Source organism: Dehalobacter sp. MCB1 (assembly GCF_003590275.1).
In the GTDB taxonomy this organism is placed as follows: Bacteria; Bacillota; Desulfitobacteriia; order Desulfitobacteriales; family Syntrophobotulaceae; genus Dehalobacter.
Window position 1 is genome coordinate 182,392 of the sequence record NZ_LXPC01000012.1, and the last position, 20,634, is coordinate 203,025.

Below are 20,634 nucleotides of genomic sequence, written 5' to 3' on the forward strand. Positions count from 1 at the left end.
ATGGGGAGGGAATAAGATGGCACAAAGAAAAAGCGGCAGAAGGACGCCTTCCATTGGAAATCAATTGTGTGGATAAGGAAGCTGAACCTTATATTTAGTGAACATATCCAAGGCATCATCAATTTGCTGCTGGGTTGCTGTATCAGCCTGGTATTCTCCTAAATTGAAAAGTTGTTCAAAGAAATATCTTTGAGCCTGTTTAGCACTATTGAGGTTACCATTTAGAATTGTATAAAGTTTTTCGCAAAGGATCTCTTTGGACCCGGTAGTATAACCTTCGATAATATACTTCTCGCTTGTCAAAACATCATTCATTCTGTCACGAAGGTTGAAGCTGGGGTCCTTTTCTTTAGGCAGAACAGGGGATTTATCCTTTCCGATTTTCTGAACGCCAAATTGACTTGTAACCATAGAAGTATTATCAATCATTGTACCATTCCCCCTTGTGATGACTGTTGTTGGAGATAAGAAAGAAGATTGGAGTAATTTTGTTGATGGATTTGGCCTGCACTATGAAAAACTCCTTTAAAATTGGGATCTACCTCTTGATTGGCATAGTCGCTGCATTTTTTAGTCATCAGGAGTTCCCAAGAGAGAAAATCCTTGATGTAACCCAGTTCTTTTACAGATAAGTTTGACATGTTCAACCCTCCAAGTAAATATTTCTTTTTGTATTCTTTCTCAGGAGCAGATTAGTTATGTAAAATTTTTAATTTTTAATGACCTTATCTCTAAAGGAAATTTGGCACAGTTTGTGTAATAACTTTATTATTAGCAGTATAGTGTAGAATTAAGATAGTACTAACCATAGCCGTTAGTTATATCATATATTCTTATAAACAAATGGATTATTAAGCCTCAATGATTAAGGGTGGAATAACTGCATGTTTTAATTGAAGGTATCATTGCTTATATATCAGGAATAATAACTATGAATAAACTCAAAGATTGTTTAGTTTCTGCTTGCGAAAAAACCAGTTTAAGGAAAGTCTTAATTTCGAGTACTGGAAAGAAGGAATGGAAATGAGAAGAATAATCTTAATAGGATTTGTTGTAGGTATTTTGATTTTGTCGTTGGGTGGATGCAAATCTTGGGAAAAATCTTATGAGGAGGCGGCCGCTACAACTTTTAAGGTTAATGTATTAAGAGGAACGACCGCATTAGGGATGATCAAGATGATGGAGCCTAGTCTTAAACCTAATCCTAGACTTGGCGACACGGTAAAATATGTAATTGAACAAAGCCAGGATACACTATATGCTAAACTGCAAGCCGGGGAAATAGAAACAGCGGTAATTCCGACCGAAATGGCGGCCAAGCTCTATAATAATGAGGGCCAATATCAACTGGCGGCGATTAATACCAAAGGAGCTATGTATGTACTTACCAATGGGGTTGTCATTAACAGCTGGACTGATTTAAAGGGTAAAGAGGTACATTTTGCCGTTCCAAGTAAAGCTCTGCTTGCAGTGTTTAAATACATGCTGGTTCAAAACGGAGTCGATCCGGATAAGGATATATCCCTTAAATTTATTGAGTCGGGCCAGGTACAAGCCGATATTGCGAATACCAACAAAATCATTGTAATGACAGAACCGTGGGTATCAGAGTTAATAGGTACGAATAGCAATATAAAGATTGCTCTGGATATTCAAAAGGAATGGAATCGAATAAATGGGGAGGAGACGCCGCTTGCTCATACTTGTTTAGTGGTTAAGCAGGAGGTAGCAGCTCGGGATCCTGAAGAATTTGGCTTGTTTTTACAGGATTATGCTGATTCAATAAATTGGGTAAATAAAAAACCAGCAGAGGCTGCGAGACTGGTCGCTAATCATGATATTGGAATATCTCCCGTAGTTGCTGAGGAGCTCATTCCCAGATGCAACATGCTTTATATGAAAGCCACTGATGCTAAACCGGCGGTGGAGAAATATTTAAAGATACTCCAAGGTAATACGCCGGATTCAATAGGAGGAAAACTTCCTGATAAAAATTTTTATTATAAATAAGAAGCTTGAAAGTGTTGTAAGGGGTTTTTGATGCGATATTCTCATATAACTAAAGAAAAGAAGGGTAGTAAGAAAACCACCCTTCTTTTTTATTGATAATATTTTATATGATTTAGAAGATTACTCCTAACGCAATTAAAATCAATATTGCAATCGCGATGATACCGACTCCAACTCCATAAACAGGCGCTACTGGAGCTACAGGGGCCATAGGTCTGCAGCAACATCCACCAGCGTATCCAAACATAATATTTCCCTCCTTTTAAAATTGATTCAAATTAGAATACAATACCTAAAGCGATTAACAGAAGAATAATTACAACAACAATTGCAATTCCACAACCACAACCGCCAAGACCTCCTGCTACGCCCCCAACTGCTCCATCATAGGCCATTTTTATATGCCCCCTTTCCTTATAAAGAATAAACACCAGAGAATATAGATCATAAGAACTTTATAAATTCATTGTTTTTATTTTATTTAGAGTCATTAACTCGTAGACAGCTATAACGATTATTCTCTGGTGTCCTATACACTATATGAGACACAACTCCGTTATGGTACTATTTGGAAGAAATGAAATGCCAAAAAAATTATGATCGGGCCTTGTAACGGGATTAAATTGACACAGTTGTGGGCTTACCAATAAAACAGGTATTGTGATATGGGCTGCATGAGCGTAAAATATACAAGACAGAAGTTAGAATAATTTTGCACACCAGAAATGGAGGTACTATATTTTGTTACAAGCTGTAAAAAGATTGTATGTTGAGAAGAAACAGGGGTTCAATATCGAAGCCCAGGGACTTTTTGCAGATCTTCGGGATAATCTAAGCATTGCAGGATTGCAGGGGGTCAGAACGATCAACCGCTATGATATTTCCGGGATTACCGATGAAGAATATAAGAAATCTCGTACGATTATTTTTGCTGAACTCCCCTTGGATATCCTTTACGACGAAACGCTGGATATCTCGTCAGGGGACAGGGTTTTTGCGATGGAGTATTTGCCGGGCCAGTATGATCAACGGGCGGATTCGGCTGCTCAATGTATCCAGATGCTGACCCAGAAAGAGCGTCCGTTGGTTGCTTCAGCCAAAGTGATTATCCTGGAAGGAAAACTATCTGATCAGGACTTTGCAAGAATCAAACAATACTGTATCAACCCGGTCGAATCCCGGGAAGCTTCGCTGGCAAAACCGCAGAGTCTGGAATTTGAAGCGGCAGAACCGGAAGACGTTGAAATGATGGAAGGATTTATTACTAAAACACCGGAAGAAATTATTGTGATGCAGCAGCGCATGAATCTCGCCATGAGCGTCGAAGACTTGCTATTCTGTCAGTCCTATTTCCGGGATACGGAAAGAAGAAATCCGACCATGACCGAAATAAAAACGATTGACACTTACTGGTCCGATCACTGCCGGCATACGACGTTCCAGACTGAAATTGAAGAAGTCGATATCCGGGAAGGACATTTTTCCGGGCCTATCCAAACAGCTTTCAATTGCTATAAGGCTTCCCGGGCTAAGGTATATCAGGACAAGCTGCCCAGTAAGGATATCTGCCTGATGGATATTGCTACGATGGGGATGAAAGAGCTTAAAATGGCAGGACTGCTTGATGATCTGGATGAATCTGATGAAATCAATGCCTGCAGTATTGTTGTGAATGCAGAAGTAAACGGCCAGGAAGAAGAATGGCTGGTGATGTTTAAAAACGAGACGCATAATCACCCGACAGAAATCGAACCGTTTGGCGGTGCCGCCACCTGTCTGGGTGGTGCGATCCGAGACCCGCTGTCAGGCCGGACCTATGTCTATCAGGCGATGCGGGTCACCGGCAGCGGCGATCCACGGGCAAAGGTCGAAGATACCTTGCCCGGTAAACTGCCGCAAAGAAAGATTACCACCGTTGCTGCAGCCGGATATAGTTCTTACGGCAATCAAATTGGACTGTCGACAGGTCAGGTTGCCGAAGTCTATGACGAAGGCTTTATCGCTAAAAGAATGGAGATCGGTGCGGTCATCGGTGCTGCCCCCAGAAAAAATGTCATCCGCAAACCTCCTGAAGAAGGTGACGTGATTGTTCTGGTTGGCGGCAGGACAGGCCGGGACGGCTGCGGCGGAGCGACGGGTTCTTCCAAAGAACATACGCTGGAATCGCTGACCAGCTGTGGTGCCGAAGTTCAGAAGGGCAATCCGCCGAATGAAAGAAAGATTCAGCGGCTGTTCCGCAACTCGGAAGTCAGTACGCTTATTAAAAAATGCAACGATTTTGGCGCCGGCGGTGTCTCTGTTGCCGTGGGGGAACTGACTGACGGCCTTGATATCTGTCTGGATGCCGTGCCAAAAAAATACGAAAGCCTGAATGGGACAGAACTGGCGATTTCCGAATCCCAGGAGCGCATGGCTGTCGTACTGGCAGCTGAGGATTGGGACAAATTCAAAAGCCTGGCCGCCGAAGAAAATCTTGAAGCAACCGTTATTGCCCTGGTAACCGGCGATCAGCGACTTAAAATGTCTTGGCGGGGCAAGAAAATCCTAGATCTCAGCCGTGACTTTCTGAATACCAATGGGGTCAAACAAAAGACGAAGGTTGAAGTGACGGCGCCGCTGGAAACGCAAAATTACTTTAACGCTATCCCCAACTCAGTGGCGCGGGAGCTGCTGGATCTGCGAAAAGCCTGGAATGCTAATTTAGGCGATTTGAATGTCTGCAGTAAAAAAGGACTGATCGAGAGATTTGACAGTACGATCGGTGCGGCATCGGTACTTATGCCGTTAGGCGGAAAATACCAGCTGACCCCGGCTGAAGGTATGGTCGCCAAACTGCCGGTACTTGAAGGTGATACGACGACAGCTACGATCATGACGTATGGCTATAACCCGCAACTGGCCAAATGGAGCCCGTTTCACGGGGCTTTATATGCGGTGCTGGATGCCGTTACAAAAGCAGTGGCGTTAGGTGGAGATTACCGTAAGATACGCCTTACCTTGCAGGAGTATTTCGGCAAACTAAATGACGCCAGCAAGTGGGGGCAGCCTTTCAGTGCTTTATTGGGCGCTTATTATGCTCAAAAGCAGCTAGGTATTCCCGCTATAGGCGGAAAAGACAGTATGTCGGGCAGCTTTATGGAGTTGAATGTCCCGCCTACCCTGGTCGCATTTGCCGTTTGTACGGCAGATGCCCGCAAAGTCGTATCCCAGGAATTCAAACAGGCCGGAAGCAATGTGGTCCTGCTGAAACTGATCCGGGACGAACAGGAAATCCCTGACTTTGCTATGGCGGTGAAAAACTTTGTAAAGGTCTTGAACTTGATTCAGTCAGGCTGGGTGCGCTCTTCACGTTCGGTCAGAATGGGTGGGATTGCCGGCGCTGTCAGCGAGATGGCTTTCGGCAATATGATTGGTTTTCGTTTCAGTAGACAAATAGAGTCTTCAGACCTGTTCCGGACGGATTATGGTTCGATACTACTGGAACTGGATGAGAAGACTGATCTGCCTGTTTTGTTTGGCGATGTCGGATACGAATTACTCGGCTGTACGCAGGAGAAACCAGCAATCGCTGTCAACGGAGTTGAGTTGCTGCTGACGGATGTGCTGGGCCAATGGGAAATCCCGTTGGAAAAAATCTTTCCAAGCAAGGCTGAGAATGCCGAAAATACCGAAAAACCTCGGGCAGTCAGCTTTGACAAGCGTAGTGCTTTCAGACCGGCGATTAAAGCAGCAAAACCACGGGTATTTATCCCTGTTTTTCCGGGGACAAACTGTGAATATGATTCTGCCAAAGCTTTCACGAAAGCCGGTGGTCTGGTCGAAACCATGGTTATTCGAAATCTCAGTGCCGCAGATATTGAAGGCTCGATCAAAGAAATGGTCAAAAAAATCAATAACTCCCAGATTATCATGCTCCCGGGCGGTTTTAGCGCCGGAGACGAACCGGATGGATCGGGAAAATTTATTGCCACCTTGTTTAATAACCCGCGCATCAAAGATGCCGTCATGAACCTTCTGAAACAGCGGGACGGCCTGATGCTCGGAATATGCAACGGATTCCAGGCTTTGATCAAGCTGGGACTTGTCCCCTACGGGGAAATTAAAGAAATAAACGCAGAAGACCCTACGTTGACCTATAACAGGATCGGACGCCACATTTCCTGCATGGCCCGGACCAAGGTTGTTTCCACACTTTCCCCTTGGTTTAGCGGTGTTGAATTGGGAGAGATTCACACGATTGCAGTTTCGCACGGCGAAGGAAGATTTGTCGCGAGTCAGGAAGTCATCAGCAAGCTGATTCAGAACGGGCAGATCGCTACCCAATATGTCGATCTGAATGGAATGCCAAGCAACGATGTCGAGGATAATCCGAACGGTTCCTTTGAAGCTATCGAAGGGATTACCAGCCCCGACGGAAGGATATTGGGCAAAATGGCGCATTCAGAACGGACCGGAACCGGTGTTGCTGTAAACGTCCCCGGCAATAAATACCAGCCCATTTTTCAGGGCGGCATCAATTATTTCAAGTAAAAGTTCCTATTCAAATCATACACCCTCAGACCTTTGGCTGGGGGTGTTATTATCATAGCGAAATAATCAACATGCGTCTTATTTCGTTGCAACATTTATTCCAGTAGATGAACACAAATTCAGTTCTCAATCTCGGTAATATTGACAATGGCTTTATTGGGCAGACAAACAGCATAGTCCCCTGGGTTTTCCAGCCAGCCTGTCCGGACACAAATCTGGTCGGGACAATTGGTTTCTTTAAATCTGATGCGGCCTTTTTCCACCAGAACAATCTCGTGGTACTTGCCTGGAAGGGTAATTTCCCGCGGTTCCTCGACTGCATTTAAATCAATACGTTCGATAAGCACGTTATTCTGTGTGATCTCGGCAAACCTGAGGTCTTTCCCATTTTGGGATTGATGGAATTTTATACTGCCTAAACCGATGAGCACGAGTATGATTATGATACCAATTAGGACAATATCGTGTTTCTTCATGATATTTATAGGTTCCTCCTTGAGCGCGCTCCATATGGCTGTCTGACTGAACAGAGCAAAGAAAACAGAACAGAACATAACATAACATCTACATTCCAGACATACTATAATTGATAAAACAAAACAGTGTCAAGAGAAGTCAAAAGGGAATATCTGTATATAACAAAAATGTAGGTAAATGGTGTCGAATGAATAAGTAAGTTTAGAAGGACTATTGAAGTTTACAGGCAATTAATATAAACTTAAGCCGTCACTAAAATGGCAAAAATAATTTTTCAACTGGGCAATACTATGCAAAAGCATACATATAAAAAAATATCTGGAGGGAATTAATATGCCACTGGTAACTTCTGCTCAAATGTTTAAAAAAGTCTATGGAAAATGTGCTGTCGGAGCATTTAACGTTAACAATATGGAAATTATTCAGGGAATTGTTGATGCTGCGAAGGAAGAAAAAGCACCTTTAATTTTACAGGTTTCCGCGGGTGCCCGGAAATATGCCAAACATATTTACTTAATGAAGCTGGTAGAGGCCGCAGTGGAGGATACGGGTTTGCCGATCTGCCTGCATTTGGACCACGGGGAAGACTTTGAGATTTGTAAGGCCTGTGTTGACGGCGGCTTTACTTCGGTAATGATCGATGGTTCCAAGCTGCCTTTTGCCGAAAATATTGCTGTTACCAAAAAGGTTGTAGAGTACGCCCATGCGAAAGGCGTTGTGGTGGAAGCCGAATTAGGCAGACTCGCAGGCATCGAAGATGCGGTAAACGTAAGTGTGAAGGACAGCAGCTATACGGATCCGGAGCAGGCTGCCGAATTTGTCCATGAAACTGGTTGTGATTCCCTGGCTGTTGCGATTGGCACTAGTCACGGAGCGTATAAGTTCAAGGGAGAAGCCATGCTTGATTTCGAGCGTCTTGAAAAGATAGCCTCACTACTTCCTGGCTTCCCATTGGTCTTACACGGTGCGTCCACGGTACTGCCGGAATTTGTAGCAAAATGCAACGAATACGGAGGAGATATCAAGGGAGCGCAGGGTGTCCCCGAAGATATGCTTCGCAAGGCTGGGACCATGGGCGTATGCAAAATCAATATTGATACCGATCTGCGCCTTGCCATGACAGCTTCAATCCGTGAGTATTTGGCAAACAGCCCTGCTGATTTTGACCCCCGCCAGTATCTCAAACCAGCCAGAGAAGCCATCAAAAATATGGTTAAGCATAAGATTGCAAATGTTTTAAACTGCAGCAATCAGCTCTAAGCATAACATACTGTACGGAACCAGCAAACAGAACATGATACTTGGGTCTGAAATACGAACTGTTGCGAAAAAGTAGACACTTTAAGTCTACTTTTTTCAACAGAATGAAAAAGGTATTTTGTAGATTTATGTAGAATTTTCCCATAAATAAATCTATATAAGTAGGGATATTGTTTGCAAAATAATTGGGAAAAAACGGTAAGAACAGTTAACGCTCTTATTCTTGCTCTGCTGCTATTAACACAAATTCTCTTGATCAGGTCTTGGTATAATAAGACCCTTGATGATATCGGCATCAACGCGATGACCATTTCTCGGGTTGTCGCTGACAGTATTAATATTGCTGAATATGAAAAGTTGCTTGCGGGGAAGGAGCCTAATGATTATTTTAGAGAGATGCAGGCATATTTTAAGCGTATTCAAGCTGAAACCGGAGTGAAGTATGTTTATGTCGAGCATCAAATATCACCCAGCCAAATTGAATACATTTTCGATTCGGAGGGGGATTCTTTAGGTGAGACTGATGAACTGTCTACACCGGCAGCACATACGAATACCAAAGCTTTTCACACGCGAGCTCAGACTTCAACGCTTTGGGGTACTTTGATTACCGGCTATGCGCCATTGGTTAATGCCGAGGGTCAGGTCATAGGCGCAGTCGGAACAGATGTAGATATCCAATATATTTATCAGGAACTGGCCAAACGCGTCGGACAGATCATTCTTTATGCAGCAGCCATGGTCATTCTCTTTGGCTTGCTTATTTACTTCACGCTCAGTGAAGAAATACGAAGACGCCGCATCGTCGAAAAAAATCTTAAGCGCACTATGCAGTCTGTGAAAGATTTACTCAATAATGCCGGGCAGGGCTTCCTATCTTTTGGGTCAGACCTGTGTATTGAACCTGAATATAGTGTCGAATGCCAGAGGCTATTGGGTTCTGACTTAGCTAAGCGTAACTTTCCGGACTTAATTTATCCGGAGGATCAGGAACAAAGAGACTTTATGAGCAAAGTTCTTCGGGAATGTTTTCAGGAGAATGACCCGGTACGCAGGGAGGTATTCCTTTCTTTTCTGCCGGATGCAATATTCCTGAATAACGACTATATAAAAATTGAATATAAGTTTATCGCGGCTAAGTATCAGGAAGAAACACAAGCTTTAATGGTCATCTTAACGGATGCTACGGAAAAACGCGCTTTGCAGGAACAAATGGAAAATGAACGCAAAACACTTAAAATGATTGTAAAGGCTGTTATCAGCCGTAATGACCTTTTGGAGCTTATTTCAGATTACCAGCGTTTTTGCCAGGTCACCGTGCCACAGCTGCTTATTTGCAAAGAACCGCTTCAGCAGGTAATTGCCGATGTCAAACGAAGGATTCATACCTTTAAAGGGGAATTTGGCCAGTTTGAGATGATACATATGGTTCGTTCTCTTCACCATCTTGAAGAAGAGATTAAATCTTTTGAACAAAGGGATTCAGCAACCAGTGCTGATTTAGGCATGCTCCTGCAAAATTTGAAGCTTGAACGTGTTCTGAATGAAGGTTTGCGTATTCTGCAGTCAACCTTAGGGGAGAATTTCGTTGCCACAGATAAAACCATTGAGATTCCGGAAGCAAAACTGGTTGAATTGGAAGAGCAAATAGCGACGCTTATTCCATCGCAGGAGGCCGATGTTTTGATCACCAAAATCAGGCAGTTGCATTACCGCTCGTTCAAAGAGCTTTTAGCTGCTTACCCGAATACAGTAGAAGGCTTAGCCCAGGGCTTGGAGAAATTGTTGTATCCCCTTGAACTAAAAGGTGGGGAGTTCCCTGTAGATACAAAAAGGTACCAGGCTTTTACCAAATCGCTGATTCATATTTTTACGAACTGCGTAGATCATGGCATCGAAAATAGGGAAGAAAGAATCAAAGCCGGAAAAGAAGAAAAGGGCCGCATTGTCTGCGAAATGAAATTAGTCCAAGATCAAATTTTATTAAAAATTGCTGATGACGGCAAAGGCTTAGACCTGGAAGGAATCAAACAAAAGGCACTCGAGCTTGGGACAGTTACCGCAGAACAACTGGCAGAGCTAGAAGATAAAGATATAATCCCGCTTATTTTTGAAGACGGGCTTTCCAGCAAAGAGAGTGCATCAATGATTTCGGGACGCGGCATCGGCATGGCGATTGTTAAACAAGAACTTGAAAAAATAGGCGGTCATTTGGATATTGTGACAAACCCTGACACTGGAACAGAATTCAATTTTCTGCTGCCTATGGAAGGCGGCGCTATCTAGTACAATGTTCTCAAATTCCCTGCTCAAATTATTCATACAAGCTTGATTACCCGCAATGAGTCTGGGGGCAAACCCGGGAGTTTAACGCAATCGTCTATTTGAGTATTTATTTCAGGAACGTTGTACTAGTTACAATCGAGGAGGGAAAATGGCTAAGGTATTAATCGTTGATGACTCTGCAATTATGAGGAGAAATTTAGCTGCCATCATGGGGAGAGGCGGGCATGAAGTCATAGGCGAAGCGCTCAATGGCATGCAGGCCCTGGCTGAATATGGGAATTTGCATCCGGATATTGTGACCATGGATATTACGATGCCTCTATCAGACGGTATCGAGGCGCTTGGTAAACTGCTCGGTAGGTATCCTGATGCTAGGGTGGTTATGATAAGCGCAATTAACCAAAAAGACAGGGTCTTCGAGGCAATTAAATTGGGCGCCAAGAATTACATTATTAAACCCTTTGAAGAAGACAAGGTAATCAATATCATAAACCAGGTCCTGGGTTTAAAATAATCGTTATCCGTGTGAATCAAAGATGATGTAAGGCCGATGAAGAGAGGGGGTTCTCTTTGTTAGTCTTCTTGTTAGGGTAATATAAATGATATTTACAACAAACAACCCGGATAGTATAATAAAGTTGTTTGAAAAAACGGCCACATCCTATTTTAAGGATAATAAAGCAAATAAGGTGATGAGACAGGATTAACTAAGAATCGGAGGAGAAAATGACGAGCAATAAAAAGGAAACAATTGATTCTTTTACACATAAGTACAGCAAGATCTGTCAGGAAAACAGCTGGATTGATCCAAGCCTCTATAATGCGTATGGCGTAAAACGCGGCTTAAGAGATAAGAACGGGGAAGGGGTGCTTGCCGGGTTAACCAATATCTCTTTAATCAAGTCTCATGACGAAATTGATGGAAAGCGGATTCCCTGTGACGGAAAACTTCTTTACCGGGGATACAATATCACCGATTTGGTCAAAGGGTTTGCATATAATCAGCAATATGGCTTTGAAGAAACAACGTATCTGCTTCTGTTCGGATCACTGCCTAATGAGGAACAATTGGCCCACTTCAAAGACATTTTAGTGGAAAGCAGAAATCTGCCTAAAAATTTTGTGCGTGATGTCATTATGAAAGCACCGAGCAGAGACATCATGAATTCTCTGACGAAGAGTGTTCTTACCCTGGCATCCTATGATGAGACCATAGACGATGTGTCTTTAGATAATGTTTTACGGCAATGTCTGATGTTGATCAGCATTTTTCCGATGCTGTGCGTGTACGGGTATCATGCCTACAATCATTATGAATGCAACGAAAGCTTCTATATCCACAGACCGGATGACCAGCTCTCCACAGCTCAAAATATTCTAAAAATGTTAAGACCGGATAAACAATTTACAGAACTTGAGGCCAAGGTGCTTGATATCGCGCTTGTGCTGCATATGGAACACGGCGGGGGAAATAATTCCACGTTTACGACCAGGGTCGTTTCTTCTTCCGGTTCGGATACGTATTCCGTTATTGCGGCGGCCTTATCCTCTCTGAAAGGGCCAAAACATGGCGGAGCAAATATCAAAGTTGTTGAGATGGTAGCTGATATCAAATCCCACGTTGCCAACCTTAGGGATGAAGAAGAGATCAAAAGCTACTTAACGAAGATTTTAAACAAGGAAGCGTTTGACCGGAGAGGTCTTATCTATGGGATGGGACACGCTGTCTATTCCATTTCCGACCCAAGGGCACAGATCTTCAAAGGCTTTGTTGAGAAGCTGGCAGATGACAGAGGCCGAAGAAGTGATTTTGAATTATATGCGATGATTGAGAGACTCGCTCCTCGGGTCATCGCTGAGGAACGGAAAATCTATAAAGGTGTCAGTGCCAATGTGGATTTTTATAGCGGCTTTGTTTATAGCATGCTGGATATCCCGCTGGAACTGTATACGCCGCTGTTTGCAATGGCCAGAATCGTCGGGTGGAGTGCCCACCGTTTAGAAGAACTGGTCAATGCAGACAAGATTATCAGACCGGCCTATGAAAGTCCCCTTATGGATAAGGATTATAGGGTGATGCAGGAACGGTAAACCCTTCTTGATTTGCTATAGCTGGTTCTTCCAGGAATAAATTTTTAGAGTGTCGTTATTCTTTTGAAACCTCTTGTCAGCAAGGGGTTTCTTGCTACGCTATGATAAGTTTTAGGATACGATGATTAGTTTCTGCATGTGTTTATGATACGAACTTGAATTTTTGCGGTATAATTGAGCTGTTAAAAAAACGGATCTGATTGCATTGGAAGGAGACAGTGTACAATTGCGGCTAAGGAGAAAACGGAGCGCAAAGCCCGAACTGGAGAAAGACTCCAAAACCATTTTGGCCCCTGCGGAACGCAAAGGGAAGTGGGATGAAGTATTTAAGAATAACGGTCCGGTTCATTTGGAATTGGGCTGTGGACGGGGGAATTTTATCACATCACTTGCAGGCAAAACTAAATATATCAATTATATTGCGATTGATTCCTACCCGGAAGTGCTGGTCTGCGTGTTGAGAAAACTTAATCAAAGCAGGCTGCATAACGTCAGGTTGGTTTCGATGCGCATTGAAGACACCGACAGTATTTTTGGACACGATGAAATTGACAAAATCTACATTAATTTTTGCAATCCATGGCCCAGCAAGCGACATCATAAACGCAGACTGACGCATCCTAACTTTCTAAGGAAGTACCAGATCTTTTTAAAGAAAGGATCGGAGGTTTGGTTCAAAACGGACGACGAACCGCTTTTTGAAGATAGCCTACAGTATTTTCAGGAGACAGGTTTTCAGGAATTATACCGGACGTACGATTTGCATCAAAGTGGTTTTGAAGAAAATATCATGACCGAATACGAAGCAAAATTTACAGACCAGGGAATCAAAATTAAGTTTGCCGTCTTTAAGTATGAATAGAACCATGATTAAGCTTCCAATTAGACAGCTGGTTGAATTAATAATGCGCTGCGGCGACATTGACAGTAGGTATGCTTCCCGGGACAGGATGGCGGAAGGGTCCAAAGCGCACCGGGTCCTGCAGAAGCGAAATCGTGAAATCTATGAGGACTATCGAAGCGAAGTTCCGCTTTCTGAAGGGTATTGTTACAATGGTATTGATTATACCCTGGAGGGCCGCGCTGACGGCATTTTCAGCTGCGAAGACCGGACGGTTATTGAAGAGATAAAAACTACGGTGCTGCCCTTGGATTCTATCGACAAAGATTTCAGCAGTGCTCACTGGGCGCAGGCCAAATGCTATGCGTACATTTATGCTGTCCAGAACGGTCTGCCGGAGGCAGCAGTCCAATTGACATATTTCAATCTGGAGACCAATGAAACCAAACAATGGCTCAATTTCTTTTCAACCAGTAAACTGACAGAATTTGTCGGTTGCCTTATTCAACAGTATTCGGTCTGGGCAAGCTTTTCTATCGAATGGGCAGAGATCCGGAACCTTTCGATCAAGACACTTCAGTTTCCTTTTCCGGGCTACCGCAAAGGGCAGCGGGAGCTAGCCGTACACGCCTACAGGGTCATAGCCGGCCGAAAAAAGCTGTTTGTGCAGGCCCCGACAGGAACCGGAAAAACCATTTCGGTGCTGTTTCCAGCCATCAAAGCGATGGGAGAAGCCAAAACGACAAAAATATTCTACCTTACTGCCAAAACGATAACGCGTCAAGTTGCGGAGGAAGCTTTTGAGAAAATGCGTCAAGGCGGCCTAAAAATGAAGACGCTGACACTGACCGCCAAAGAAAAAATCTGTTTTTGTGAAAAGTCGGTCTGTCATCCCGAGTATTGTAAGTATGCCAAAGGACATTACGACCGAATTAATGCTGCTATTTTAGATGCGGTCAAAGAATCTGATGATTTATCCAGAAGTGTAATTGAGAAATATGCTCAGAAGCATACAGTCTGTCCGTTTGAACTTTCCCTGGATCTTTCGCTTTTGGCGGACTGCGTCATTTGTGACTACAACTATGTTTTTGATCCGAGAGCACACCTCAGACGCTTTTTTGCAGACAACAGCGGCGATTATGTGTTTCTGATCGATGAAGCTCACAACCTTGTGGACAGAGCGCGGGAAATGTTCTCAGAAAAGCTTGATAAAACTGCTTTTTGCCAGATAAAAAAAGCGTATAAGGGCAGAAATAAAGCGCTGGATAAAACCCTGAACCGCATCAATAAAAAGATGATTGACTTGCGTCATCAATGTGGGGAGCAGGGCTATCTGATTACGACAGGAATGCCCGCGGATTTCCAGGGCCTTCTTCAGCAATACGCCGGAACCTGTGAATTGATGCTTAAGGAAAACAGAAATTTAAGCGAGGATAGTGCTTTTATCCAACTTTATTTTGATGTGCTTGGTTTTACAACAATCGCTGAATTTTACGATGAAAGATACGTTACTTTTGTAGAAACTAAGCGGGATGAGGTAACCGTGAAGCTATTTTGTCTTGACCCATCGTTTCTACTGGGTGAGGCGTTGAAGAGAGGCAGTTCGGCGGTGATGTTTTCAGCGACGCTTTCCCCGCTGGAATATTTTCGGGAGGTACTTGGCGGATCTGAAGAAGACCATATTCTCTCTCTCGATTCCCCGTTTGATCATCGGAAACTTTGTGTGCTAACGGCTGACTCTATTTCGACCAAGTATAAAGAAAGAGAACAAAGCGTTCACCAGATTACCCGGATGATTGGTTCTTTTGTCGCTCAGAAAACGGGAAATTATATTGTCTATTTTCCATCATATAAATATATGAACGATGTTTTTGCCAAGTTTGTCTTGGTCTACCCCGATATCCCCGCTGTGGCCCAGGAAGCTTCCATGTCGGAAGAAGAGCGGGAACGCTTCCTGCTAAGTTTCAAAGAGAATCCTGAGAAAGCCTATGTCGCTTTTTGCGTACTCGGCGGAATATTTTCCGAAGGTATTGATCTAAAGGGGAGCAGACTGATAGGTACGGCGATTGTAAGCGTGGGACTGCCCCAGCTAAGTGTTCAGCAAAATATCATTCGGGATTACTTTAATAGCAAAAACGGTCTCGGCTATGAATATGCGTATATGTATCCAGGGATGAACAAGGTGATGCAGGCTGCCGGCAGGGTGATCCGCAGCGAAAGCGATGTTGGTGCCGTATTGCTCATTGACGAGCGGTACAGCCAAAAGAAATATGTCAAGCTGTTTCCAAAACACTGGATGCGGCGCAGAAACATTAAAGACAGCAAGTCTCTTAAGAAAAACCTAGAATTTTTCTGGCAGACAGGCAGTAGAGACAATCCCCAAAAAAACGAGAAAGAATGTGAGAATTAAATAAAACATAACAAGATGCCTCAGAATAACCGGAGGCATTTTTTTTGTAAAATTTACACAATCGTTACAATTACGCAAAGTCTACGCAATAATAAATTGTTATTGTTTATATAGAAAAATTTTTAACATTCAAATGAGAGGGAGATATTAAAATGAAAAAACGGTTAGCCATTGTTTTGATTGGTGTTCTGGCTTTAGCCTTTAGCGGTTGTGGAAGCAATGAAAGTTCTTCCCAGTCCAACGGACAGCAAGCACAAACTGAGTCCGCGGAGATCACCATTGCAGGATCCACATCGGTTCAGCCAATTTCTGAGGCCTTAGCTGAAGCATTCATGGCGAAGAATCCAAATATCAAAGTGAACGTTCAGGGGGGCGGTTCCGGAGCCGGGATCAAAGCTGCCCAGGAAGGGACTGCAAATATTGGCTCTTCATCTCGTGAACTGAAAAGCGAGGAGAAGGGGTTAACGGAGACAGTGATCTGTAAAGACGGAATTGCTATCGTCGTCAATGCCCAAAATGCAGTCACAGACTTAAACCTTGAGCAGATTAAAGGGATTTATAGCGGCAAAATTACGAACTGGAAAAAAGTCGGCGGAGCAGATCAGACCATTAATGTTGTGACCAGAGAAGCCGGATCCGGAACACGCGGAGCGTTTGAAGAACTGGTCATGGGCAAAGATACTGTGATTATTGACAAAGCTATTGTTCAGAATTCCACGGGCGCTGCTAGAGCGGCAGTCACCGGTGATGCCAATGCGATTGCTTATATTTCGATGGCAAGTCTTGATGACACGGTAAAAGCAGTGACAGTAGAAGGCGTTAAGGCCAGTGCGGAAAATATCCTGAATGACACGTATAAAGTTCAGCGGCCGTTTCTCTATCTGACCAAAGAAGCGCCTGCAGGTGCGGTCAAGACCTATATTGACTTTGTCATGTCGAATGAAGGACAAAGCATCATTGAGAAGGAAGGTCTCGTACTGATTAAATAAACCCGAGATTCGTTCAACGTAACAGCTGCATCCGTGCAATAAGAGCAGTAGATGCTCAATATAAATGAAGATAATTTGGTCAAACAGGGATGATTAGTTCACCCTGTTTGACCCAGTTAAACGTGTAACCCGAGAATTTTTCTATTCGTACTCATCGTGTTGCACGATACGATCGTCATATTGCTTAAAAAATATTTTTGATAAAAAATGGGCTTGCCAATGAGATTAAAATTAGGGGATTATACTGATGAAAAAAGCAAAAGTTGCATTTATATGCGTTCATAACGCATGCCGTTCTCAAATGGCGGAGGCAATATCAAAGTTTCTGGCTTCGGAAGTTTTTGAAGCTTACTCTGCAGGAACAGAAATAAAGCCTACGATTAATCAAGATGCCATACGGATTATCAAGCAATTATATAACGTTGATATGGAAAAAGAACAGTATTCAAAGCTGATTTCAGATATCCCGCAGATGGATATTGTGATAACCATGGGATGTAATGTAAATTGTCCCTATATACCATGTAAATATAGGGAAGACTGGGGGCTCGAAGATCCGACCGGAAAAAGTGATGAAACGTTTATTCAGACAGCAAAATTCATCGAGGATAAGGTCAGACAGCTAAAAGAAAAAATACATCAGGATGGCAGTGGAATAATGTAAAGATGCTTTTCTAGTCTGTCTTAGAAGCCACTATTATCAAGGATTTGGTAAAAGGTTCCAAATTCAGAAAATTCATTGCAACGTTGGGACTGTTTTATAAAAAATGGCTTAAATAAGCAAAGTCGCAATATATTAATCAAGGTGAATTTATAGCCCATTAAAACCTGTTGGCTGGTATCATGCTGTCTTGCGGGATTTTGCGCCTTTACTAATACATGTTCTTTTCATAAAGATGAAATACCCTTTATACTGCTATATAATATGAAATAAATATACTGTAAATATGGCTTATTCTTATTGATAAAATGTTTTAAATGCGAAACTGGTATATTTATTAGGAGGACGATATGAGCAAAAGAATCTTGGTTGTGGAAGATGAAGAAGTGATTGCCCGCTTGATCAGTTATAATCTTCAAAAAGAAGGATTTGAAGTTCAGGTTTCAGGAGATGGACTTGAAGCACTGGGGAAAATTCGATCAGAAAAACCAGATCTGCTTATTCTCGATATTATGCTTCCTGGGATGGATGGCTATGAGATCTGCCAAACTGTCAGGAAAGAAGGCGGTTCTCTCCCTGTTATTATGTTATCGGCGAGAGATGAGGAGCTAGATAAGATTCTTGGTCTGGAACTTGGCGGGGATGATTATCTGACAAAACCATTCAGCCCGAGAGAGCTTGTGGCCCGGGTACGCGCTCTATTGCGGAGGACACAGACAAATCAAGCAGTACTTGACCGCGAGACTTTTTTGATCGACAGGCTAATTGTTGATTTTTCCGGCCGGGAAATAAGCGTAGATGATCAGATTGTGCCGCTTACGCCAAAGGAGTTTGAACTGCTGGCGTATTTAATCCGACATCGAGGAAAAGTTGTAAGCCGAGACCAGTTGTTAGACAAAGTATGGAACTATGACTTTGCGGGTGATACTCGGATTGTTGATGTACATATCAGCAGGCTTCGGGAAAAAATTGAGACTGATCCAAAGAATCCATCCTATATCCAGACGGTTCGCGGGGTTGGATATAGGTTTAAGGAGCGAGGCTCATGTTAAAAAGTCTGAAAATGAAATTCACGGTTGGCTTTATTGCGCTGGCACTGCTTTCAATGCTTGCATCCGGCGTTTATCTTATCAAGGTGCTCGATAACTATTTTATTGAAAATCTACAGGCCAAACTTTTGGTTGAGGCAAAATTGGTCAGGGAAATGGTGATCGAGAAGTTTGATTCGCAGAATATGACTTTTGACATAGAAAAAATTACCGGTGATCTTGGAAACGTGACAAGTACTAGGGTTACAGTAATCGATGCAAATGGTATCGTTCTTGGCGATTCTGAACAGTCACCGGCTCTTATGGAGAATCATCTGGGACGTCCTGAAATTCAACAGGCGATCAGCGAAGGGGCCGGAATCTCGGAGAGAGAAAGTTCAACACTTAACACGCAAATGATGTATTTGGCGCTGCCGGTTGAGAAAGGCGGGAAAATAGAAGGCTTTGTTCGCCTGGCGTTGCCGCTGACCGAAATAACAACGGCCTTATCTAAGCTGTGGATGATGCTGTTTATCGCTCTCCTAATCGCTACCATGATCGCCGGCGTATTAGGGTTCAAACTGTCGCAAAAGCTGACGAAACCCATTCAGGAAATGACAGCTGCAGCTCAGAAAATTGCAGGCGGGGATTTCAGCCTGCCTACCTATACAACCAGTCAGGATGAAATTGGGAAACTTGGGAAGGCATTAAATCAGATGGCCCGGCAGCTGAAAGAAACGATTGATGAAGTCTCGGCCGGAAAGAGTAAGCTCGAAACGGTCTTAGCGAATATGGACAGTGGGGTTATTTTTCTCAGAGAAGACGGAAAGATTGATCTGATTAATCCGGCAGCCCTGAAGATTTTAGAGATCGAACCGAAAATCGTAAATAATCGGCATCAGATAGAGATTATCAGCAATTACCAATTAAGCACACTGATTGATACAGCACTGAAAACGCACAAGGCCGCCAAAGAGGATTTGTTGATATTGTCTCCGCATGAAAAAAATATTGAAGTCAATATTACACCGATTTTTGGCAAGGATGATACCAGTATAGGAGCAGTAATGGTTCTTCATGATATTACAGATTTTCGGAAACTGGAAAGGATGCGCAGGGACTTTGTTGCCAATGTTTCCCATGAATTAAAAACGCCTGTTACTTCACTCAAAGGATATGCTGAAACATTGCTCGATGGCGCGCTTGAAGATCCTGAAACAGCGAGGGAATTTGTCAGAATTATTTTGAAGGAATCAGAAAGACTGCGGATGCTCATTAATGACCTGCTGGAATTATCCAGGATTGAATCTGCGGCAGATCCGGTCGAATGGCAAAAGATTAATGTAAACGCTTTATTACATTCTCTGGAGGTAAAATTCAGACCCCAGCTCGAAGCCAGGCAAATTGATCTTGTAGTTGTTTGTCCGGAAAATTTTCCTTATGCCTGGGGAGATTACACTATGATTGAGCAGGTGTTGACAAATTTGGCGGATAACGCAATAAAATATTCCCCAGTTGGGGAGAAGGTCAAAATCGTCGCTTCCGAAAAAGCTGACGGAATATTATTTGAGGTGATTGATTCCGGTCCTGGTATACCAAAGCAAGATTTATCCCGGGTTTTTGAAAGGTTTTACCGCGTTGATAAAGGAAGAAATCGTAAACAAGGGGGAACGGGGCTGGGGTTGGCGATTGTCAAACATATTCTGGAGACCCATGGCACGAGAATACACGTGGAGAGTACGCTGGGGCGCGGCTCACGGTTCTATTTTATGCTAATAAAAAAATCATAAAAGGAACAAAGAATACAGATTAAACTTGACTTACACCACGCAAGATTTTGATAAATACTTTCTCGAGATTTTTTTCCATTTTCTGCTGCAAGTAGCGGATGTGAACATAAATAATAGAGATGTCTTGATCACATACAAGGGATCTCTATTATTTATCTGGATATTTCATCACAACCATTTACAAAATTGTTACAATTCCGCAAAGTCTCCTCAACAATTAATTGGTATTGTATAACTAGGAAAATTATCGGAGGAGACCGA

The 20,634-nt window shown here is 43.1% G+C and carries 15 protein-coding genes; 12 read left to right on the top strand and 3 right to left on the bottom strand.

Features of this window, described 5'->3' with window-relative positions:
• Window positions 1-60: 60 nt before the first annotated feature.
• Together A7K50_RS08710 and A7K50_RS08715 are read right to left on the bottom strand one after the other, a co-directional pair.
• A complete protein-coding gene (locus A7K50_RS08710) occupies window positions 61-429 on the bottom strand; it encodes a spore coat protein (protein ID WP_020492070.1) in 369 nt (122 codons plus the stop codon).
• Complete coding sequence (locus A7K50_RS08715) at window positions 426-641, bottom strand: hypothetical protein (protein ID WP_119775610.1); 216 nt, start codon at window positions 639-641, stop codon at window positions 426-428. Before A7K50_RS08715 ends, A7K50_RS08710 begins: the two co-directional genes overlap by 4 nt.
• Before the next feature lie 382 nt (window positions 642-1,023).
• Here A7K50_RS08715 and A7K50_RS08720 point away from each other — a divergent pair, with 382 nt between their 5' ends.
• Window positions 1,024-2,010: an ABC transporter substrate-binding protein gene (locus A7K50_RS08720; protein WP_243103699.1), complete on the top strand. Its 987-nt coding sequence runs from the start codon at window positions 1,024-1,026 to the stop codon at window positions 2,008-2,010.
• 738 nt (window positions 2,011-2,748) lie between these two features.
• A complete protein-coding gene (locus tag A7K50_RS08725; RefSeq protein ID WP_165904953.1) occupies window positions 2,749-6,540 on the top strand; it encodes a phosphoribosylformylglycinamidine synthase in 3,792 nt (1,263 codons plus the stop codon).
• A 119-nt stretch (window positions 6,541-6,659) separates the two neighbouring features.
• Here A7K50_RS08725 and A7K50_RS08730 read toward each other — a convergent pair whose 3' ends face one another.
• Entirely contained in the window at window positions 6,660-7,016 is a 357-nt protein-coding gene (locus A7K50_RS08730) for a NusG domain II-containing protein (RefSeq protein ID WP_119775614.1), read from the bottom strand.
• 334 nt (window positions 7,017-7,350) lie between these two features.
• Here A7K50_RS08730 and fba point away from each other — a divergent pair, with 334 nt between their 5' ends.
• The 10 genes from fba (at window position 7,351) to A7K50_RS08780 (ending at window position 20,373) form a co-directional block, all read left to right on the top strand.
• Window positions 7,351-8,277, top strand: a complete 927-nt coding sequence (gene fba, locus A7K50_RS08735) for a class II fructose-1,6-bisphosphate aldolase (protein WP_119775616.1) — start codon at window positions 7,351-7,353, stop codon at window positions 8,275-8,277.
• Window positions 8,278-8,451: 174 nt separating this feature from the next.
• Window positions 8,452-10,563, top strand: coding sequence for an ATP-binding protein (locus A7K50_RS08740; protein WP_119775618.1), 2,112 nt, complete (start codon window positions 8,452-8,454; stop codon window positions 10,561-10,563).
• 148 nt (window positions 10,564-10,711) lie between these two features.
• The gene (locus A7K50_RS08745; RefSeq protein WP_019224609.1) at window positions 10,712-11,077 is read left to right on the top strand and encodes a response regulator; all 366 of its coding nucleotides are present in this window, start codon (window positions 10,712-10,714) and stop codon (window positions 11,075-11,077) included.
• Window positions 11,078-11,289: 212 nt separating this feature from the next.
• The gene (locus A7K50_RS08750; RefSeq protein WP_119775620.1) at window positions 11,290-12,654 is read left to right on the top strand and encodes a citrate/2-methylcitrate synthase; all 1,365 of its coding nucleotides are present in this window, start codon (window positions 11,290-11,292) and stop codon (window positions 12,652-12,654) included.
• A 226-nt stretch (window positions 12,655-12,880) separates the two neighbouring features.
• On the top strand, window positions 12,881-13,516 hold the full coding sequence (gene trmB / locus A7K50_RS08755; protein WP_020492078.1) for a tRNA (guanosine(46)-N7)-methyltransferase TrmB: 636 nt from the start codon (window positions 12,881-12,883) through the stop codon (window positions 13,514-13,516).
• Window positions 13,517-13,520: 4 nt separating this feature from the next.
• Window positions 13,521-15,905 carry an ATP-dependent DNA helicase gene (locus tag A7K50_RS08760; protein WP_119775953.1) on the top strand — a complete coding sequence of 795 codons (2,385 nt, stop codon included), beginning with the start codon at window positions 13,521-13,523 and terminating at the stop codon, window positions 15,903-15,905.
• Window positions 15,906-16,057: 152 nt separating this feature from the next.
• Window positions 16,058-16,894: a phosphate ABC transporter substrate-binding protein gene (locus tag A7K50_RS08765; protein ID WP_119775622.1), complete on the top strand. Its 837-nt coding sequence runs from the start codon at window positions 16,058-16,060 to the stop codon at window positions 16,892-16,894.
• A 247-nt stretch (window positions 16,895-17,141) separates the two neighbouring features.
• Entirely contained in the window at window positions 17,142-17,558 is a 417-nt protein-coding gene (locus A7K50_RS08770) for an arsenate reductase ArsC (protein WP_119775624.1), read from the top strand.
• Between the two features lie 347 nt (window positions 17,559-17,905).
• Window positions 17,906-18,607: a response regulator transcription factor gene (locus A7K50_RS08775; RefSeq protein WP_119775626.1), complete on the top strand. Its 702-nt coding sequence runs from the start codon at window positions 17,906-17,908 to the stop codon at window positions 18,605-18,607.
• Entirely contained in the window at window positions 18,601-20,373 is a 1,773-nt protein-coding gene (locus A7K50_RS08780; protein ID WP_119775628.1) for an ATP-binding protein, read from the top strand. Before A7K50_RS08775 ends, A7K50_RS08780 begins: the two co-directional genes overlap by 7 nt.
• Window positions 20,374-20,634: the final 261 nt, after the last annotated feature.